Below are 16,233 nucleotides of genomic sequence, written 5' to 3' on the forward strand. Positions count from 1 at the left end.
AGTCAACGCCGTATGGCGCTCGATAATTATGAGATCAAGCTCTCAGTATAGCGGTAAACCGATTTCAATATCGCTATTTTCTTTTCATCGCTTTCGTGCTCATGCACCAAGTTTTCCAAATTGAGCATGTACTCTTCAATACGACTTTCGAAGTACTCTCGGCAATGGTTGGCCCAGCGACGTTGTTCGCTCTCATCCAATGTCCACGGATAGTTACGCGCACGATAACGAAACAGCAGCGGATCAATACGCTTGTCGTTAAAGGTGATGTCGAGCGCAGCGAGGTTGTTTGGCTCGGTTTGACGAATTATCTCCATCGCGGCGCGATCGGCTGGTGAGAAGAAACCGTCGTACAATTTACTGTCGACATCGTCACTATCGGCAAACTCGCGTTCAATGGAAAAAAGTTGCACCAACTTTTCACGCACTTCTGGGTGTTGACGGATCTGTGCTAAGTTGGCCAAACACTGCTCGCGGTCGATGCCAATGCTCGCCGCATTTTCTGCCGTCAGCGTTTTTGCAGGGGCCAAAATGGGGCATTTATTGAGATGTACCAATTTCACTGGCACTGGCAGCAGCTCGTCAAGATCTTCTCGCTTGGTATAGAGCCGCTCGTGTAACTGCTCGGCGCTTAGCTCAAACAGTGGCTGTGGATCTTTCGCCAAATCGATCACGATCACTGCGTTGTTATTGGTCGGATGCCAAGCCAAAGGTACCACCCAACTGGTGTACTGGCATTCACGGCCAAGCATGCCGGATACGTGCATCAAGGGGGTCATATTGACGATATCAATCAGCGCATTCAGCTTGCGTTTGTGGCGCATGTTGAAAAAGTAATCAAACAGTTTCGGCTGGGCCGCTTTGAGCTTTTTGGCCATTTCGATGGTGGCAATGACATCGGCCATCGCGTCGTGCGCGTTGCTGTGTTCGATGCCATTGGCGACGGACAGATGCTCCAGTTTGAAGCTGGTAAAGCCCTCATCATTTTCCGGCCAAGTAATGCCCTCTGGGCGAAGGGCGTGGCAAGCGCGCATCACATCCAGCAAATCCCAGCGCGAGTTGCCGTTTTGCCAGCTCCACGCGTAAGGATCGATGAAATTGCGATAACAGGTATAGCGAGTGACTTCGTCGTCAAAACGAATGCTGTTGTAGCCAAGGCTGGTGGTGTTGGGTTTTGACAGCTCTGCATGGATTTTGCTAATAAATTCGGGCTCAGACAGCCCCTCTTGCATCGCTTTTTGCGGAGTAATGCCGGTAATCAAGGCCGCTTCTGGCGCAGGAAGATAGTCGCTTGGCAATCGGCAGTAGATAACCAGCGGCTCGCCAATCACATTGAAATTTTCGTCGGTGCGTACCCCCGCAAACTGGGAAGGGCGGTCTTTAGCGGGGCTTATTCCCCAAGTTTCATAATCAAAAAAGAAGAATGTAGGCTGATTATCCTGGTGCATCCGGCGTACCATTGAGAGCTGCAAAAGGTGTATTAGACCATTGCACGCCAGCGCTGGCAACGACTTCGCTGGGCATCAAGCTCAGAAAGGGCAAAGACCATCAAACGGTTATACACCCGACTCGCAGCGTAAAACCTAGCGAAACGGTGACAACAACTGTTCCATCTCAAGTTTATGCAAAATCTCTATTTTGCGATGGGGGTGGCTGAAGGTGCGATAAAGCATTGCTTCGGCGACCGTGTCTGCGCTGACGGGTGTCCAGTTGTGTAGCCGGCCGCGTAGCAAAGGTGTGATTGGTCGCATCAGGCATTGCAGCCATTTTTCGTCTTGGCGCTGCTGCTCGCGCGCTCCCAGCAAAGGGCCGGGCCGGACGATCACCAGTTGTTCAAACGCCATCTGCATCAACGCATTTTCCATCTGTCCTTTGCACTTTAGATAGTGGAACGGAGAATGTGCATCTGCGCCCAAGCTGGAGACGACGGCCAACTTGGACACGCCAAGCACCTTCATGCTTTGTGCTACATGGCAGACAAGTTCAAAGTCCACCTGGCGCAGTTTTGCCCGGCCGCCAGCTTGCTTTCGCGTACTGCCCAAGCAGATAAAACCGATGGTGGGCCTTGGTAAACTCTCATCCCAAGCGGTAATTTTGAGCTCAGGGTCGAGCAGTAAATGTACCTTGTCATTGCCAGTATGCGCGACTTTTCGCGGCTGGCGGCTTAAGGCGTAGACGGTGCCAATCGCGTCATGCTGCAAAATGTGCTGAAGTAGCCTTGAGCCAACCAACCCAGTCGCGCCAGCAATGATTACGCAGTGATTGTCCTGATTGATACTCATCGTTACTCCTAATTGATTCGCTGCTCATAGTGTTCAGCAAGTCGTCTTTACTATCATTAGCTTAGCGCTGGCGATCCGCTGTCGCTAGAGGTTACACTAGGTCACTTCTTTTTTCCCGTCAGTTTAAGACAGAGGACGTCATGTTAGATCAACAATTCGCCGCGCAAATTCAACACATTATCGACAACAAAACCAAGCCGCTTGGCGCTCTCGGCCAATTGGAGACAGTGGCGTTGCAACTGGCGCTCATCCAAAGTCAAGGCCAAAGCCAAGTGGCGGTGCAGATTGAACTGCGCAAACCGCAAATGTTGCTGTTTGCTGGTGACCACGGCATCGCGGATGAAGGGGTTAGCATCGCGCCCAGCGCAGTGACGCAGCAGATGGTGCTGAACTTTCTGGCTGGTGGTGCGGCGATCAACTGTTTTTGTCGCGGCAACGATATTGAACTTACGGTCATCGACTGTGGCATTTTGTATCCGGTGACGCAGACAGCACCCAATTTACTGTTGCGTCGCTTGGGCGAGCGAACGCACAATTTTGCTCAGCAAGCGGCGATGAGCCTTGAGCAAGTCGAACAAGGTTTAAGCAATGGCGCAGAGATTGTTAAGCAGCGCTGCATGCTCGGGGCGGATTTGTTGATGTTTGGCGAGATGGGCATCGCCAATACCAGTTCGGCAGCAGCGCTGCTGAGCGCGCTGTCTGGACACGAAGTGGATCACTGTGTCGGTAAAGGGACCGGCATTTCCGCAGAGCAGTTGTCATTGAAGATCAAACTGGTGGCACAGGGCGTCGGTCGCTGCTATGAGTTGCCCATAAAAGAAGTGCTGGCGCAAGTGGGCGGGTTTGAGATTGTCACTATGGTGGGGGCATTTTTGGCCGCTGAGCAGCATAAAACGCCAGTATTGGTCGATGGTTTTATTGTTTCGGTGGCCGCTTATATTGCCACGCTGCTGGAGCCAAACGTACGAGATTACTTGCTGTTTGCCCATCGCTCAGAAGAGCAGGGGCACCAAATCGTGTTGCAGCTGTTAGACGCACAGCCGCTGATCGACCTCGGTTTGCGCTTGGGAGAAGGCACTGGCGCCGCGCTGGCGTACCCATTGATCAAAGCGGCGGCACAGTTTTACAACCAGATGGCCAGTTTTGAGAGTGCAGGAGTCACGGTGTAAATGGCGTTTCTTCGTTACCAGTTCGAACTGTTTTGTCTGGCGCTGAGTTTTTTCAGCCGCTTGCCAGTGCCAGCCAACACGCCGTATTCCCCCGAGCGAATGAATCAATCTGGGCGTTATTTTGCCTTGGTTGGTGCGTTGCTTGGTAGTTTGTGCGCGCTGTTTTACACCTTGGCCGCACAACTTGTGCCGTTTCAGGTGGCTATCTTGTTGATGATCGCTTGCAGCTTGTTGCTGACCGGCGCGTTTCATGAAGACGGACTCACCGACATGGCGGATGGCATTGGCGGCGGTATGACAGTAGAAAAGCGCCTCACCATCATGAAAGACAGTCGTATCGGCACTTACGGCAGTGCAACCTTGACCATGGCACTGCTAGGTAAATTTGTCTTTCTCACCACATTGGCTCGCCAAGCGGATTTTGTCCTGATTCTCATCGTTGCTTATACCTTAAGCCGAGCGGTGGCGGCGTCGCTGATTTATGATATGCCTTACGTCAGTGATGCAGACCAGAGTAAGAGCAAACCGCTTGCCAGCGCACAATCCTCGTTCGATCTGGCGGTATTGCTCTTTTGTGGTGTAATAGCGGCCCTGACCCTGGGCATGGCGAAAGGTTTGTTGCTGCTGCTCGTTGCTGCGCTATTTCGTATCGGCTTTAAGCGTTGGTTGATGGCGCGGCTTGGCGGATTTACGGGGGATTGCCTTGGCGCTGCGCAGCAATTGATGGAACTTGGGATCTATCTAGTGCTGATTGTGATGATCCATAACGGTTAAGGCGGTAAATGAAAGCATTAATACTCGGCGGAGCTCGCTCAGGGAAATCGTCTTACGCGGAAGCGCTGGTGCGCAATTGGTGTGAGCAAAGCGCTGGCACGCTTCACTATCTGGCCACGGCGGTGCCGTTTGATAATGAAATGAGCGAACGGATTGCGCATCACAAAGCGCAGCGTGGCAAAGGTTGGCAAGAGCACGAAGCGCCGCTGTTGCTAGCAGAGTATCTGGCAAGGTTCGAAGCGCAAGATGTGGTGCTGATTGATTGCTTGACGGTGTGGCTCAATAACTGGCTGTTTGAACTGGCAGAGCAGGCGGATAACGCGCAGCTCGAAGAGAAAGTGGCGCAGCTTTGCCAAGCGTTAATCGCTTGTCCGGCAAGCGTGGTACTGGTGTCCAATGAAGTGGGGTTGGGCGTGGTGCCGATGGGTAAAGTGAGCCGCCTGTTTGTCGATAATGCCGGGCGAATGAACCAGCGGCTAGCGCAAATCTGCCAGCAAGTAACACTGGTCGCTGCCGGATTGCCACTGGACTTGAAGAAGGCTGAATGACATGTCTAGTAAAGAGATTTATCTGCTTCGCCACGGAAAAACCACTGCGCCGCCGGGCCTTTACGGAGCCAGCGATGCAAAAGTAGACCCCAAGATGCAACACGCGATAGCGAGAGCCTTGTGCGAGCAGCTAACGCAAGAGCAAATCATTCCGCTCACTCGGATTGTCACGTCTCCGCTGAGCCGTTGCCGAGTGTTGGCTGAGCAGGTCGGTAGTTTGCTCGGCACACTGCTGGTGGTTGACGGTGGCTGGCGAGAAATGGCCTTTGGCGAACTCGACGGGCGGCCATTTGCGCAGCAAGATTACCCGTGGCCTTTACTCAACGCCTTTTCGCGCGACCCTGCCCACACCGAACTGCCCGGGGGAGAGCGTCTGGCTGATTTTCAACACAGAGTGATTCATGCTTGGTCGCAGATTGTCACCTCACAAGCTGATAAAGTGTTAATCATCACTCACGGCGGCGTCATTCGCCTTATTCTCGCCCACCTTTTGGGTGTAGACTGGCGAAATCCTCATTGGTATCAACGTTTAACCATTGAAAACGCAAGCCTGACGCACATCAGCTTGTTCACCGATAGCGACGGGGCCTCTTACCCTACGGTGAAAAGCATTGCGCTGCCGCTGCGGCTCAGGGACGAACAGACAAAGCAAATTCGTAATAAAGACAGATTTGATTAAGGAAAACAGCATGACAGCGCCAAGTTGGGATCTCACCATCGCTTACGCCGATCTAAGCGATGAACGCATCGAACAAGATATAGAGCTGATCGAGCAATGCATTAAATTGCTCAAAACCCAAGCTTCGCAAAAAGAAGTGGTCAGCGTAATGCAAAACGCCATCGTCACTAAAGAAGCGGCAGGCCGTTTACTTTCAACCATTTATACCTTTGCCAACTGTCACACGTCAGTCGATGTGACCCATGCCGAAGCGAAAGCACTCGTTGGCCGAATGGCCAAACTCAGTTCAGAAATGGATCAAGCGTTTAGCCCGTACGAGTTGGCCTTAATGCACGCCGATGACGATTTCATCGTTGATGTTTTAGAAAGTGATAATCCAGATGTCGCTTCACAGGCGTTCGCGATTGCGCAGTTGCGTAAGTTGGCGGATCAAAGCTTGAGTGTGGCACAAGAGCAACTGCTCTCAGCAATGGCAGTGGATGGCCGTGACGGTTGGGGACGCTTATACGACAACCTGACAGGGACGCTGAAAGTCAATCTTAAACTGGCAGACGGCCAAGAGCAGACCCTCGGCTTTTCTCAAGCCGCGGCGATTTTATATGGCTCGGACTTCGCGCGTCAGGAGAGCGCGTGGCGCGGTATTCAACAAGCAATGGCGACGCATCGCGAAACCTTTGCCGCGATCTTAAATGCGCTTTCCGGTTGGCGTTTAACCGAGTATCAAAAACGCTCTCACCAGCGCGATATTCACTTCCTTGAACCCAGTTTGTACAGCAGTCGTATTCAGCCGCAGACGTTGGAGACCATGATCTCGGTGACCAGACAAAATCGCCACGTGGGTCAAAAAGCAGGCGTATTAATGGCGAAAGTGCATGGTTTAAACGAGATGAAGCCGTGGAATCATCTCGCCGCCATGCCTGCTTTTTCGGGAGAAGCCAAGGTCTATAGTTTTGAAGAAGCGATTGAGGTGATCCGCGCGGCGTTCGCTCAAGTCGATCCTGAGATGGCAACGTTTGTCGACATGATGGTCGAAAATGGCTGGATTGATGCCGCTCCCGGCGACAACAAACGCTTGGGCGCTTATTGCACAAAACTTGCGGCGACCCGAACGCCTTTGGTGTTTATGACGTGGGCGGGCAGCCGTTCCGATCTGATGACGTTGGCGCATGAACTCGGCCACGCGTTCCATAATTGGGTGATGCGAGATATGCCCTTGTGTCAGACCCGTTACCCAATGACCTTGGCCGAGACCGCGTCGATTTTTGCTGAAAACATTGTGCAGGACTACTTGATTGCCAAGGCGCAAAGCGACGAAGAGAAGTTGGAAATGCTGTGGGAAGAACTCTCGTCTGCGTTGGCGCTGATGATCAACATTCCGGTGCGCTATGAGTTTGAAAAAGCCTTTTATCAGCAGCGCACTGACGGCGAACTATCGGCCGATGAGCTGTGTGCGTTGATGAGCAGCACTTGGCAAGAATGGTATGGCGAAGCGATGTCAGAGCCCGATCCCTATTTCTGGGCCAGTAAGTTGCATTTCTCGATTTCTGATATCAGTTTTTACAATTACCCGTATCTGTTTGGTTACTTGTTCTCCAAAGGCATTTACGCCCAGCGCAGTGAAAAAGGCGAGCAGTTCTATCAAGACTATGTCTCGCTGCTGCGTGATACAGGCTCAATGATGGCGGAAGCCGTGGTGTTTCAGCATTTGGCGATGGATTTAACTCAAGACGAGTTCTGGCAAAAGAGTATTGATCTGATCAGCGCCAAAGTGGATGAGTTCGAGCGTTTGCTGGCAAAAGTGTCGCAGTAAGATAACTTGATCCAGCTATAACGAAAATGGTTAGGGATGTGATAGAGTTCGCTCCCTAACGTATTGTTATTGTTCAATAAGAAGTAAGCTTTTTGTAGTTGCATATAAAAAGAAAGTATGATTTGCCTGTTTTGCACTCATTTTATTGATTCGTCTTCATAAGTGGGATCCTAGCAACATAAATCATCAAAACATTTTATTAACATACCGCCGTGCAATTAAGGAGTAACGCATGACGAATTCTCTGTTTCGCCAATCGTTTTTGTTAGACACCCTAGATATGCAGCAGGCCGTTGATGCGCAAACAACGACGCTGCCAAGTGGGGTGCAACTTAAGCTGCATCAGCGCGGTGTGTTAGAAGTCATTCCGGCCAGTTACACCGCCAGCAGCAAAAATATGATTATTTCGACTGGGATCCACGGTGATGAAACGGCGCCGATGGAGTTGGTCGACAAGATCGTTCGTGACATTGAAACGGGATTTCAATCAGTCAAAGCACGTTGCTTGTTTATCATTGCTCACCCAGAAGCCACCAATGCCCATACGCGATTTATTGAAGAGAACCTCAATCGCTTGTTTGACGACAAAGATTACCCGATGAGCAAAGAGCTGGTGATTGCCGATACGCTGAAAATCTTGGTGAAAGACTTTTTTGCGGATACGGACGAAGAGACGCGTTGGCATCTTGATTTGCACTGTGCGATCCGCGGTTCGAAACACTATTCGTTTGCCATCAGCCCGAAAACTCGCCATCCGACGCGCTCCAGAGCGCTGGTGGATTTTGTCAACCACAGCCATGTGGAAGCGCTGCTGCTGTCCAATTCGCCATCCAGTACCTTTAGCTGGTTCAGTGCGGAGAACTACTCAGCGCAAGCGTTGACTATGGAACTGGGGCGCGTGGCGCGCATCGGTGACAACGATCTCAGTCGCTTTACCGCACTCGACATTACTCTGCGCGATCTGGTTGCTGACATGACGCCTGAACATTTGCCAAAGCCGGCAGTGACTTACCGCGTCAGCCGCACGATTGTGCGTTTGCATGAAGATTTTGCCTTTAGATTTGATGACGATGTGGAAAACTTCACCTCGTTTATGCATGGCGAAGTGTTTGGTCATGATGGGGACAAACCACTGATGGCGAAAAATGACAATGAAGCCATTGTCTTCCCTAACCGCAAAGTGGCGATTGGACAACGTGCAGCGCTGATGGTGTGTGAAGTGAAAACGCGCTTTGAAGATGGGCAGCTGGTTTACGATTAATCTGCTCGCCAGACACGCAGAAGGTTTATTTTTGAAAGGCTTAACGTTACAGTTAGGCCTTTATTATTTTGCGCCGCATTTGGCCTGATTATCATGGAATTTCACCAGCTTATTGACCACAAACAGCAGCGCTGGCAAAAAACGCTTATCTTGGTTGCCTTGCTTCTGCTCCTCCTTTCGGCCATCTATCTGATGGTGGGTGAAGTTTTCCTCTCGCCATTCTCTACACTTTCAAGTTTCGAGGTAAAACTGCTGGTGGATTTACGCCTGCCAAGACTCATAGCGGCGCTGGCAATTGGTGCCGCGCTAGCGGTTAGCGGCGCGACCTTGCAAGTGTTGCTGGGCAATGTGTTGGCTGAGCCCGGCGTACTGGGCATCTCGGGCGGGGCCAGTTTGGCGATGGTGATCGCGATGTTTTTTCTCCCCGCTATGCCAACGCCAAGCGTATTCATGATTTCAGCTATTTTAGGCGCGCTGGTTTTTACCTTGTTGCTGGTCGGCATGGCGAGGGCGATGCTTCTTTCTACCTCGAGAATGTTGTTGGTTGGGGTGGCGCTTGGCATTCTCTCTGGCGCAGCCGTTACGTGGGCATTCTACTTCAGCGATGATTTGAGCCTAAGACAACTGATGTACTGGTTGATGGGCAGTATTGGTGGTGCCAGTTGGCATCATCATCTGGTGACTTTAGTGCTTTTGCCTGTGCTGCTCTGGCTCTGTTTACAGGGCAAAGTGCTCGATAAACTGATGCTGGGCGAAACGCACGCTGCGCAGCTTGGACTGGATGTGCACAAAATCCGTTGGCAACTGATTCTGGCGGTGTCGGTATTGATCGGCTGCGCCGTGGCGCTTGGAGGTATCATCAGTTTTGTTGGTCTGGTGGTGCCGCACCTTTTGCGTTTGGCATTTGGTAGTGAAAACCGCTTCTTGCTGCCGTTATCCGCGTTGGCTGGGGCTGCTTTGCTGGTATTCTCGGACATTGGAGCGCGCACCTTGCTCGATTCGGCCGAGCTGCCGCTGGGGGTGCTGACCACCACCATTGGCGCTCCGGTTTTTATCTGGATGCTGCTAAGGAGCCAAGATGCAAGTTAACCACATCGGCGTCGGTCATCGGCTTCTCCCGCTCTCGTTTCAATGCCAAGCGGGGGAAAAAGTCTATCTGGTTGGGCCAAACGGCTCAGGCAAGAGCACCTTACTTTCTGCGTTATCTGGCGTTTTGAGTCGGCGTGATGGCGGCCAAGGCGAAGTGCAGCTGGGTACTTTGAGTTTGCTGACGCTGCCGCTGACCGAACAGGCGCGCTTTCGCGCCTATTTATCCCAGCAGGCCAAACCAGCGTTTCATATCGATGTCTATCAAATGTTGGCGCTCTCTTTACCCGCCGGGTGCAAACCCAGTGATAGCCATGTCAAGCAGGCTATTGCGCAGCTTTCTGCGTTATTACAGCTTGAAGATAAACTGCATCGCCGCGTGCAGACGTTGTCGGGCGGGGAGTGGCAACGCGTGCGTTTGGCCGCTGTTTGTCTGCAAGTCTGGCGTGAGCTCAACCCTTTTTCGCAGCTTTTGCTGCTTGATGAGCCAGCCGCGCCGCTGGATGTTGCGCAAGAAAAATGGCTCTATCAATTGATCGATGTCATCGCAGCGCAGGGCATTACGGTGGTGGTCGCTAATCACGATCTAAACCGAGTCTGCCAGCATGCCGACAAAGTCCTGCTGCTCAATCAGGGTGTGATGGAGGCCTATGGCACGCCAGAGCAGGTGATGACGGTTGAGCATCTGCAAAAGGTGTTTCGCACCTCAGTGAAGAAAGTGATGGTGGACGATAACCCCTATCTGATTTTTACCTGAGCCTATCTATTTTTCACCTGAGCATCGAGACGAAAAACCCGCGACCATGCGCGGGTTAGTTGAGCGAAAACTGAGCGGTGATTAGGCTGTCAGCGCGCTGAGATCGGCTGGGCGGTAATAAACCGATTTCAGCACTTTACCTTGGCGAATGGTTTTGCCTTCGCTGACAAAATCTTCGGCACACTTGGCAATCAAGTAATCGCCTTTTTGCACCGCCATCAGCTTCACGCCTTGTTCAGCGTAGAACTTTTCGGTGTCAGCGTATTCTTGCTCGTTGCGACACACTTTGCTCATGTTGCTTGAATGCACTTCATCCCAGCAGGGAATGAAATCAATGCCACGGTTTTTTGCCACGTTAAGCAGCAGATCAATCAGGTAGCTGATGGCGAGATTGTCTTCAACCTTCGCTTGACCAAGATGCACCAGTCTGCCCATTAACACATACACTGAATCGACGATGGCATCAGCCTGCTCTGTTTTGCTATCTGCTTCAGCGAGCTCTGTCATCTCTTCGATGATCAAAGAGGTATGCAGAGTGTCCGCTTTGTCGTCGAGGCTTTCAGGCGAAGCGACTGGCAAATCGAAGGTGCTGCGAAACTCGCTGATGTCGCGGTACAGGTGGTCAAAAATCTCTTGGGTCAGTTGAGACAAATACATGTGCTTTTCCATTGGTTTTTACTAAGCGCGAATGATACCAGAGCGAACCGGCAAGCTCTACCCTAGGCTCATGCTAGCGCGGGTTTCGTCTGCGTATTGGTAAAACCATCTGCTTAGTTAAAGCATCTGCTTAATGAAAGCCATCGCTTACGAAAAGAGATACGGAAACAGTTGTTTACGCTGCTCTGGCGTCAACGCTGAAACGCGCGCGATGTTGGTGTGCGGAATCGCTTCTGGATTGGGATAGTGACGCAGCACTTTCTCCATGCTCTCTTCACGGATCAGATGAAAAATCGGGTAAGGAGAGCGATTGGTGAGGTTTTCGTCATCTTCCGGCTGCGCGCCGCCGAAACAGTAATCGGGATGGAAGGTCGCCACTTGAAAAATCCCTTCCCAGTCTTGCTGTTTGATTAGCGCCTCCACCCAATCAATGAAAAAGTTGTAGTCCCAGAAATCTTCCAGCATGTTTGGCACCACCACCAGCGTGGTCTCCAACTCGCTCGGTTCGCTTTGATCCAATTCGAGCAACTGAGTGAGAATGTCTTGCAGCAGCGTTTCTTCGCTGTCAGCGTCACTGACGTGAATTTTGATCTGTTGATTGCGTTGCGGTTTGGCTGCGAAAGGGCAGAGATTGAGACCAATCACCACATCATCCAACCATTGGTTCACTTGCTGTTTGATTTCTTGAGTTGAGCGCTGTGTCATTGTCGTTATTGCTTTGGAAAAATGGGCGCCAAGTATAGCGATACCTAGCGCGAAAACCTACTTTTCTGATAGCGCTACTTTATCCTCTAGCATGGCGTACTTGGGTTTGCGCAGTTTCACGATCACGGCAATCAGCAATGCGTACAGTACCAGCGCGCCGTAAGTCACGCCCGGCCATTGCCAGTGTTGCCAGCAATAGAGCAGGAGAAATCCGCCCAGACTGCCGCCGACGTAGTAGTGCACCAGATACATCGCGGTAGCGGTGGCTTTGGCTTTGTGCGCTTTTTGTCCAACCCAGCCATAGGCCAAGGTGTGGGTAAAAAAGGCACCAAAAGAGATCAGCACCAAACCAAGCAACATGGCAAACAGGTGCTCAATTGAGGCAATCAACATCCCGCTCAAACTGATGACCGCGCCAGTTAACATCCCTATTACCGGGTGAAAGCGCTGGTTCCATTTTCCCGTGTATTTTGAACTCACCGTGCCGCCGAGATAACAAAGGAAGATCAACGAGGCAAGACCGACGGGCAAATTATGCGGTTCGGAAACCAAGCGGAAACCCATCACCGAGTAGAGATTGACGAACAAAGCGAAGTTGAGACCGCCAATCAGCATTGCCAGCCATACCCGAGTGTGACGCAAATGCTGAACGATGGTCTGGTTGTGTTGCCACAAGGTGTGCTTGCTGGCGGTGAAGTTTTTTTGCGCCGGAAGCAGTAAGCCAACGGCGAACACACCAAGCAAAGTAAACGCCAGCATCACTTGAATGGCGGTGGTGGTGCCAAACCAATCCGACATCAAACCGCCGCTGATCCGGCCGCTGATGCCACCCAGCGAATTCGCCGCAATGTAGCCGCCAATGGCATGGCCAAAGGCGCTTGGGCTGAGTTCTTCTGCCATGTACGCCACCGCCACGGCGGCAAACGCCGCGAGAGCAACACCCAGTAAGGCGCGGCAGGCAACGACAAACAGAAAGGAGTCACTAAAGAGCAGCGCGGCGCTGCACAGTGGAATGGCAAACAGGCCAGAGAGCATGACGCGGCGACGGCCAATTTTTTCGGACAATACGGCCATCGGTACTAGGCTAAAAGAGAGGCCAAGCGTGGTGGCGGCGAAAATCCAGTTGACCTGCGTTTCTGAAACGGCGTATTCGAGTGCCAGTTTTGGCAGCATGGGTTGGAAAAGATACAGATTGCAGAACACCAAAAAAGAGCCCAGTGCGAGTGCAAAGGTAATATGTCGATACTGTTTGCTGCCAAGGTCGTACATCTCTAATCTCATCCACCTGTCGATTTGTGAGCACAGTATCAGTCGTCTCATGATAAACAAAATATATTAAAAATATGATAACGATATATTTTTGATCTTCATGGAATCGAAACAACTCAAACAATTCGTCGCGGTGGCAGAGCATCGCAATTTCACCCGGGCCGCCGAAGCGCTGCACATCGCCCAGCCAGCGCTAAGTGTATCCATTAAACGCTTAGAGCAAAGTTTAGGCGTGACGCTGTTTAAGCGAGAGGACAAACAGATCGCGCTGACCACAGAAGGGGAGACGCTCTACCAGCACGCCAAACGGGTTGTACAGCAGTTGCACGACGCCGAACTCGCCATCAACGAGCTGAAGGGATTGGAAAAAGGGGAAGTGCGTCTTGGCGCGCCCAGCATGATGGGCAGCTATTTTTTTCCGGAGATCTTGATGGCTTTCAAAAGCCACTATCCCAATCTCAAACTGACCTTGATAGAAGCGGGCACGCAGTCGATCCGGCGTATGCTGCTTGAAGGTGAACTCGATATTGGCGTGATCACCGAAAACGATCTGCCGGAGGATTTGGAAACCGACCATCTTTTTTCTAGCCAAATGATGGCGGTGGTTGGCAGCGAGCATCCGCTAGCGGAGCGCACCTCGTTAAGCTTTGCGGAGTTTTTCCGCCACGAGTTGGTGATGTTTAAGTCGGGCTATTTCCATCGAGATTTCCTCGACCATTTCAGCGCCCAGCATGGGATTGAAATGCAGTATTCGTTTGAAACCAACTTGCTGCCGCTGATCTTAAAAATCGTCAAACGGGAGTTTGCCATCACGGCGCTGCTGCAACTGGTTACTGAACACGAAAGTGGCATCAAAGGGGTGCCGTTTGATCCACCTGTGACGCTCAACTTGGCGCTCGCTTGGCGTCGCGGCGGCTATTTGTCGGTGGCGGATCGCACTTTTATCGAGTTTATCAAGCAGTACGTTTAGCTTTTATACATACGCTCAAAGTTGCTTGGGTTCCAGCCAATCATCAGACTATCACCGATTTTCAGCACCGGAACCGAGCGCGCACCAATCGCGTCGAGCTCTTTTCTGCCGCGCTGCATTTTGGCATTACACAAACGGTACTGAATGCCTTTACTATCGAGATAGCGCTGTGCGTCTTTACAGTGAGGGCATTTGTCTTTGATGTAGAGGACAACTCGTTTCATGTTTTGCTACCGATGCAAGGAAAAAGGGGCGCAAGTGTAGCCAATTAATCGCGACGGGAAAAGAGCCAACGAGAAATGCGATGAATCAAGGCGTCGAGTCGGGTAAACTAGCGCGCTTTGTTTGGCGCTACGTTTCAGTGGCACGAGAAACCAAGGGTAGAGCAATCTTGCATCCGTCACTTCGTTATATTCAGGGATATCCTGCCTACATTGTTGAACCAGTGAGCAAACTTATCGACACGGGCCGCTTAATTGGCTGGTTTGATCAGCGTTACCCAACGCGCCACGATATTCGCAGTGAAAAAGCGCTGTTTGATTACGCGATGGCGATAAAAAACCAGTTTATGAAGAAAACCGGACCGATCAGCAAGGTGGTTTACGACGCTAAGATCCATCTGATCAACAATGCGCTCGGGCTACACAGTGTGATTTCGCGTAACCACGGCGGCAAGCTAAAGTCGAAAAATGAGATCCGCATTGCCAGTGTTTTTAAAGACGCGCCCGAGCCGTTACTGCGTATGCTGGTGGTGCATGAGTTGGCTCACATCAAAGAAAAAGAACACGATAAGGCGTTCTACTCGCTCTGTTGCCACATGGAACCGGACTATCATCAACTGGAGCTCGATGCTCGTCTCTTTATGATTTATCTCGATCTCAAAGCTCAGGAAATAAAACAGTCATGACCAACAAGCGCCAAACAGTTCGAGCTCAGAGCAAGCCCGCAGAGAAGCAGATACCCTCGTCGGCCAGTGTCGATTTTGCCAAAATCAGTCGTGCAGGATTACATCAGCGCAACCAACATCGCGGGCGATACGATTTCAACACGTTGACCGCCGCCTTACCTGCGTTGGCTCCTTTTGTGCTGCACAATCCCAAAGGGGAGCAGAGCATCAACTTTGCCGATGCCAGCGCGGTGAAAATGCTCAATAAAGCGCTACTGTGCGCCTATTACCAGATCCAGCACTGGGATATTCCGCCGGGTTACTTGTGCCCGCCCATCCCCGGACGTGCCGACTACATCCACCGTTTGGCTGAACTGCTAGAAAATGAAAATGGGACTGGTGATTACCCGCATGGCAAAGTCAACGCGCTGGATATCGGTGTCGGTGCGAACGCCATCTATCCGATCATTGGCATTCACGAGTATGGTTGGCACTACACGGGCAGCGACATTGATCCGAAATCCGTGCAGTCGGCACAGCTGATTGCCAAATCCAATCCGATGCTGACTAGCCAATTCATTGTTAAACAGCAAGACAATCCGCAATCCATCTTTCGCGGCGTGATTGCGCCGGGTGAGCGTTACGATGTCACCACCTGCAATCCACCGTTTCACGCTTCGGCGCAAGAGGCGGCAATGGGTTCACAGCGCAAACTGAACAACCTCTCAGCTAACCGATTGAAAAAAGGTGTCAAGGCAAAAGCGGGCTCACAAAAATTGTCGCAAAACAACCCTATACTTAACTTCGGAGGTCAAAATTCTGAATTGTGGTGCGATGGTGGAGAATCCTCCTTTTTACGCCGCATGGCCAATGAAAGCCAAGGATTTGCCAGCCAAGTATTGTGGTTTAGTACGCTAGTCTCAAAAAATGACAATGTGAGACCTTTACGTAAACAGTTGGAAAAATTAGGTGTACGCAGTATTCGTGTCGTCGAGATGAGCCAAGGACAAAAAATCAGTCGTTTTGTCGCTTGGTCGTATATGGATCGGCAAGAACGAGGAGAGTGGGTTAAGTTGAAGTGACGTCAGTGTTTGGCTTTGCGTCATTGACCAGCGAAAACGAATAGGTTGCGTAACAGGAGGGCATGCGATGGATTTTGAAATTTATCTACCCTGTCAGCCAGATTGGCTGTGTGAAAGCTTCCTGAGCGTTTTTACTGTCCTGCTTTTGGTTGGATTGGTGGCGTTTATTCGAATTATCTATCGTGAATACCGCACCATAAAGCGCAAAAGTCAGGTGAGAAAACTGCGCGATACGCACCGCAAAGACAGGTATAAAATCCGCAATTCCACATCAAGACGTTAGCCTAAACCGCCTGAG

18 protein-coding genes are annotated in these 16,233 nt (G+C 51.3%); 12 read left to right on the top strand and 6 right to left on the bottom strand.

Annotated elements, in window-relative coordinates; genetic code table 11:
- Window positions 1-26 precede the first annotated feature (26 nt).
- Both sbcB and UF06_RS17350 read right to left on the bottom strand, forming a co-directional pair.
- Window positions 27-1,448, bottom strand: a complete 1,422-nt coding sequence (gene sbcB, locus UF06_RS17345; RefSeq protein ID WP_045571555.1) for an exodeoxyribonuclease I — start codon at window positions 1,446-1,448, stop codon at window positions 27-29.
- A gap of 135 nt (window positions 1,449-1,583) precedes the next feature.
- The gene (locus UF06_RS17350) at window positions 1,584-2,282 is read right to left on the bottom strand and encodes an NAD(P)H-binding protein (RefSeq protein ID WP_045571556.1); all 699 of its coding nucleotides are present in this window, start codon (window positions 2,280-2,282) and stop codon (window positions 1,584-1,586) included.
- Between the two features lie 140 nt (window positions 2,283-2,422).
- On the opposite strand from UF06_RS17350, the gene cobT reads away from it, so the two are divergent.
- The 8 genes from cobT to btuD all read left to right on the top strand — a co-directional run bounded on the left by cobT (window position 2,423) and on the right by btuD (window position 10,366).
- A complete protein-coding gene (gene cobT / locus UF06_RS17355; RefSeq protein ID WP_045571557.1) occupies window positions 2,423-3,451 on the top strand; it encodes a nicotinate-nucleotide--dimethylbenzimidazole phosphoribosyltransferase in 1,029 nt (342 codons plus the stop codon).
- Entirely contained in the window at window positions 3,452-4,225 is a 774-nt protein-coding gene (locus tag UF06_RS17360; protein ID WP_045571558.1) for an adenosylcobinamide-GDP ribazoletransferase, read from the top strand.
- Between the two features lie 8 nt (window positions 4,226-4,233).
- Window positions 4,234-4,773 carry a bifunctional adenosylcobinamide kinase/adenosylcobinamide-phosphate guanylyltransferase gene (gene cobU, locus UF06_RS17365; protein ID WP_045571559.1) on the top strand — a complete coding sequence of 180 codons (540 nt, stop codon included), beginning with the start codon at window positions 4,234-4,236 and terminating at the stop codon, window positions 4,771-4,773.
- Between the two features lies 1 nt (window position 4,774).
- Window positions 4,775-5,452 carry an alpha-ribazole phosphatase family protein gene (gene cobC / locus UF06_RS17370; RefSeq protein WP_045571560.1) on the top strand — a complete coding sequence of 226 codons (678 nt, stop codon included), beginning with the start codon at window positions 4,775-4,777 and terminating at the stop codon, window positions 5,450-5,452.
- A 10-nt stretch (window positions 5,453-5,462) separates the two neighbouring features.
- Window positions 5,463-7,262 carry a M3 family oligoendopeptidase gene (locus tag UF06_RS17375; protein WP_045571561.1) on the top strand — a complete coding sequence of 600 codons (1,800 nt, stop codon included), beginning with the start codon at window positions 5,463-5,465 and terminating at the stop codon, window positions 7,260-7,262.
- A gap of 232 nt (window positions 7,263-7,494) precedes the next feature.
- On the top strand, window positions 7,495-8,523 hold the full coding sequence (locus UF06_RS17380) for a succinylglutamate desuccinylase (RefSeq protein WP_045571562.1): 1,029 nt from the start codon (window positions 7,495-7,497) through the stop codon (window positions 8,521-8,523).
- 93 nt (window positions 8,524-8,616) lie between these two features.
- A complete protein-coding gene (gene btuC / locus UF06_RS17385) occupies window positions 8,617-9,612 on the top strand; it encodes a vitamin B12 ABC transporter permease BtuC (protein ID WP_045571563.1) in 996 nt (331 codons plus the stop codon).
- The gene (gene btuD / locus UF06_RS17390) at window positions 9,602-10,366 is read left to right on the top strand and encodes a vitamin B12 ABC transporter ATP-binding protein BtuD (RefSeq protein ID WP_045571564.1); all 765 of its coding nucleotides are present in this window, start codon (window positions 9,602-9,604) and stop codon (window positions 10,364-10,366) included. The genes btuC and btuD overlap by 11 nt, the downstream gene beginning before the upstream one ends.
- Window positions 10,367-10,447: 81 nt before the next feature.
- On the opposite strand, the gene UF06_RS17395 is transcribed toward btuD, so the two are convergent.
- The 3 genes from UF06_RS17395 to UF06_RS17405 all read right to left on the bottom strand — a co-directional run bounded on the left by UF06_RS17395 (window position 10,448) and on the right by UF06_RS17405 (window position 12,997).
- The gene (locus UF06_RS17395) at window positions 10,448-11,023 is read right to left on the bottom strand and encodes a nucleoside triphosphate pyrophosphohydrolase family protein (protein ID WP_045571565.1); all 576 of its coding nucleotides are present in this window, start codon (window positions 11,021-11,023) and stop codon (window positions 10,448-10,450) included.
- 147 nt (window positions 11,024-11,170) lie between these two features.
- The gene (locus UF06_RS17400) at window positions 11,171-11,728 is read right to left on the bottom strand and encodes a DUF1415 domain-containing protein (RefSeq protein ID WP_045571566.1); all 558 of its coding nucleotides are present in this window, start codon (window positions 11,726-11,728) and stop codon (window positions 11,171-11,173) included.
- Between the two features lie 57 nt (window positions 11,729-11,785).
- Window positions 11,786-12,997 (bottom strand): MFS transporter, encoded by a 1,212-nt coding sequence (locus UF06_RS17405; RefSeq protein WP_045571567.1) that lies wholly within the window; start codon window positions 12,995-12,997, stop codon window positions 11,786-11,788.
- 100 nt (window positions 12,998-13,097) lie between these two features.
- On the opposite strand from UF06_RS17405, the gene UF06_RS17410 reads away from it, so the two are divergent.
- A complete protein-coding gene (locus UF06_RS17410) occupies window positions 13,098-13,967 on the top strand; it encodes a LysR substrate-binding domain-containing protein (protein WP_045571568.1) in 870 nt (289 codons plus the stop codon).
- On the opposite strand, the gene UF06_RS17415 is transcribed toward UF06_RS17410, so the two are convergent.
- Window positions 13,964-14,191 carry a glutaredoxin family protein gene (locus UF06_RS17415; protein WP_045571569.1) on the bottom strand — a complete coding sequence of 76 codons (228 nt, stop codon included), beginning with the start codon at window positions 14,189-14,191 and terminating at the stop codon, window positions 13,964-13,966. The two genes, UF06_RS17410 and UF06_RS17415, sit on opposite strands and share 4 nt — an antisense overlap.
- Before the next feature lie 167 nt (window positions 14,192-14,358).
- Here UF06_RS17415 and UF06_RS17420 point away from each other — a divergent pair, with 167 nt between their 5' ends.
- The 3 genes from UF06_RS17420 (at window position 14,359) to UF06_RS17430 (ending at window position 16,218) form a co-directional block, all read left to right on the top strand.
- Window positions 14,359-14,874, top strand: a complete 516-nt coding sequence (locus UF06_RS17420; protein ID WP_045571617.1) for a M48 family metallopeptidase — start codon at window positions 14,359-14,361, stop codon at window positions 14,872-14,874.
- A complete protein-coding gene (gene rlmF, locus UF06_RS17425; protein WP_045571570.1) occupies window positions 14,871-15,935 on the top strand; it encodes a 23S rRNA (adenine(1618)-N(6))-methyltransferase RlmF in 1,065 nt (354 codons plus the stop codon). The genes UF06_RS17420 and rlmF overlap by 4 nt, the downstream gene beginning before the upstream one ends.
- Window positions 15,936-16,002: 67 nt before the next feature.
- Complete coding sequence (locus tag UF06_RS17430; protein ID WP_045571571.1) at window positions 16,003-16,218, top strand: hypothetical protein; 216 nt, start codon at window positions 16,003-16,005, stop codon at window positions 16,216-16,218.
- Window positions 16,219-16,233: the final 15 nt, after the last annotated feature.

This window comes from Vibrio sp. S234-5, from assembly GCF_000960595.1.
Taxonomy (GTDB): Bacteria; Pseudomonadota; Gammaproteobacteria; order Enterobacterales; family Vibrionaceae; genus Vibrio.

Coding starts and splice junctions, on each gene's coding strand:
- sbcB (WP_045571555.1), bottom strand. CDS start 1,448: ATGCACCAGGATAATCAGCCTACATTCTTCTTTTTTGATTATGAAACT.
- UF06_RS17350 (WP_045571556.1), bottom strand. CDS start 2,282: ATGAGTATCAATCAGGACAATCACTGCGTAATCATTGCTGGCGCGACT.
- cobT (WP_045571557.1), top strand. CDS start 2,423: ATGTTAGATCAACAATTCGCCGCGCAAATTCAACACATTATCGACAAC.
- UF06_RS17360 (WP_045571558.1), top strand. CDS start 3,452: ATGGCGTTTCTTCGTTACCAGTTCGAACTGTTTTGTCTGGCGCTGAGT.
- cobU (WP_045571559.1), top strand. CDS start 4,234: ATGAAAGCATTAATACTCGGCGGAGCTCGCTCAGGGAAATCGTCTTAC.
- cobC (WP_045571560.1), top strand. CDS start 4,775: ATGTCTAGTAAAGAGATTTATCTGCTTCGCCACGGAAAAACCACTGCG.
- UF06_RS17375 (WP_045571561.1), top strand. CDS start 5,463: ATGACAGCGCCAAGTTGGGATCTCACCATCGCTTACGCCGATCTAAGC.
- UF06_RS17380 (WP_045571562.1), top strand. CDS start 7,495: ATGACGAATTCTCTGTTTCGCCAATCGTTTTTGTTAGACACCCTAGAT.
- btuC (WP_045571563.1), top strand. CDS start 8,617: ATGGAATTTCACCAGCTTATTGACCACAAACAGCAGCGCTGGCAAAAA.
- btuD (WP_045571564.1), top strand. CDS start 9,602: ATGCAAGTTAACCACATCGGCGTCGGTCATCGGCTTCTCCCGCTCTCG.
- UF06_RS17395 (WP_045571565.1), bottom strand. CDS start 11,023: ATGTATTTGTCTCAACTGACCCAAGAGATTTTTGACCACCTGTACCGC.
- UF06_RS17400 (WP_045571566.1), bottom strand. CDS start 11,728: ATGACACAGCGCTCAACTCAAGAAATCAAACAGCAAGTGAACCAATGG.
- UF06_RS17405 (WP_045571567.1), bottom strand. CDS start 12,997: ATGTACGACCTTGGCAGCAAACAGTATCGACATATTACCTTTGCACTC.
- UF06_RS17410 (WP_045571568.1), top strand. CDS start 13,098: ATGGAATCGAAACAACTCAAACAATTCGTCGCGGTGGCAGAGCATCGC.
- UF06_RS17415 (WP_045571569.1), bottom strand. CDS start 14,191: ATGAAACGAGTTGTCCTCTACATCAAAGACAAATGCCCTCACTGTAAA.
- rlmF (WP_045571570.1), top strand. CDS start 14,871: ATGACCAACAAGCGCCAAACAGTTCGAGCTCAGAGCAAGCCCGCAGAG.
- UF06_RS17430 (WP_045571571.1), top strand. CDS start 16,003: ATGGATTTTGAAATTTATCTACCCTGTCAGCCAGATTGGCTGTGTGAA.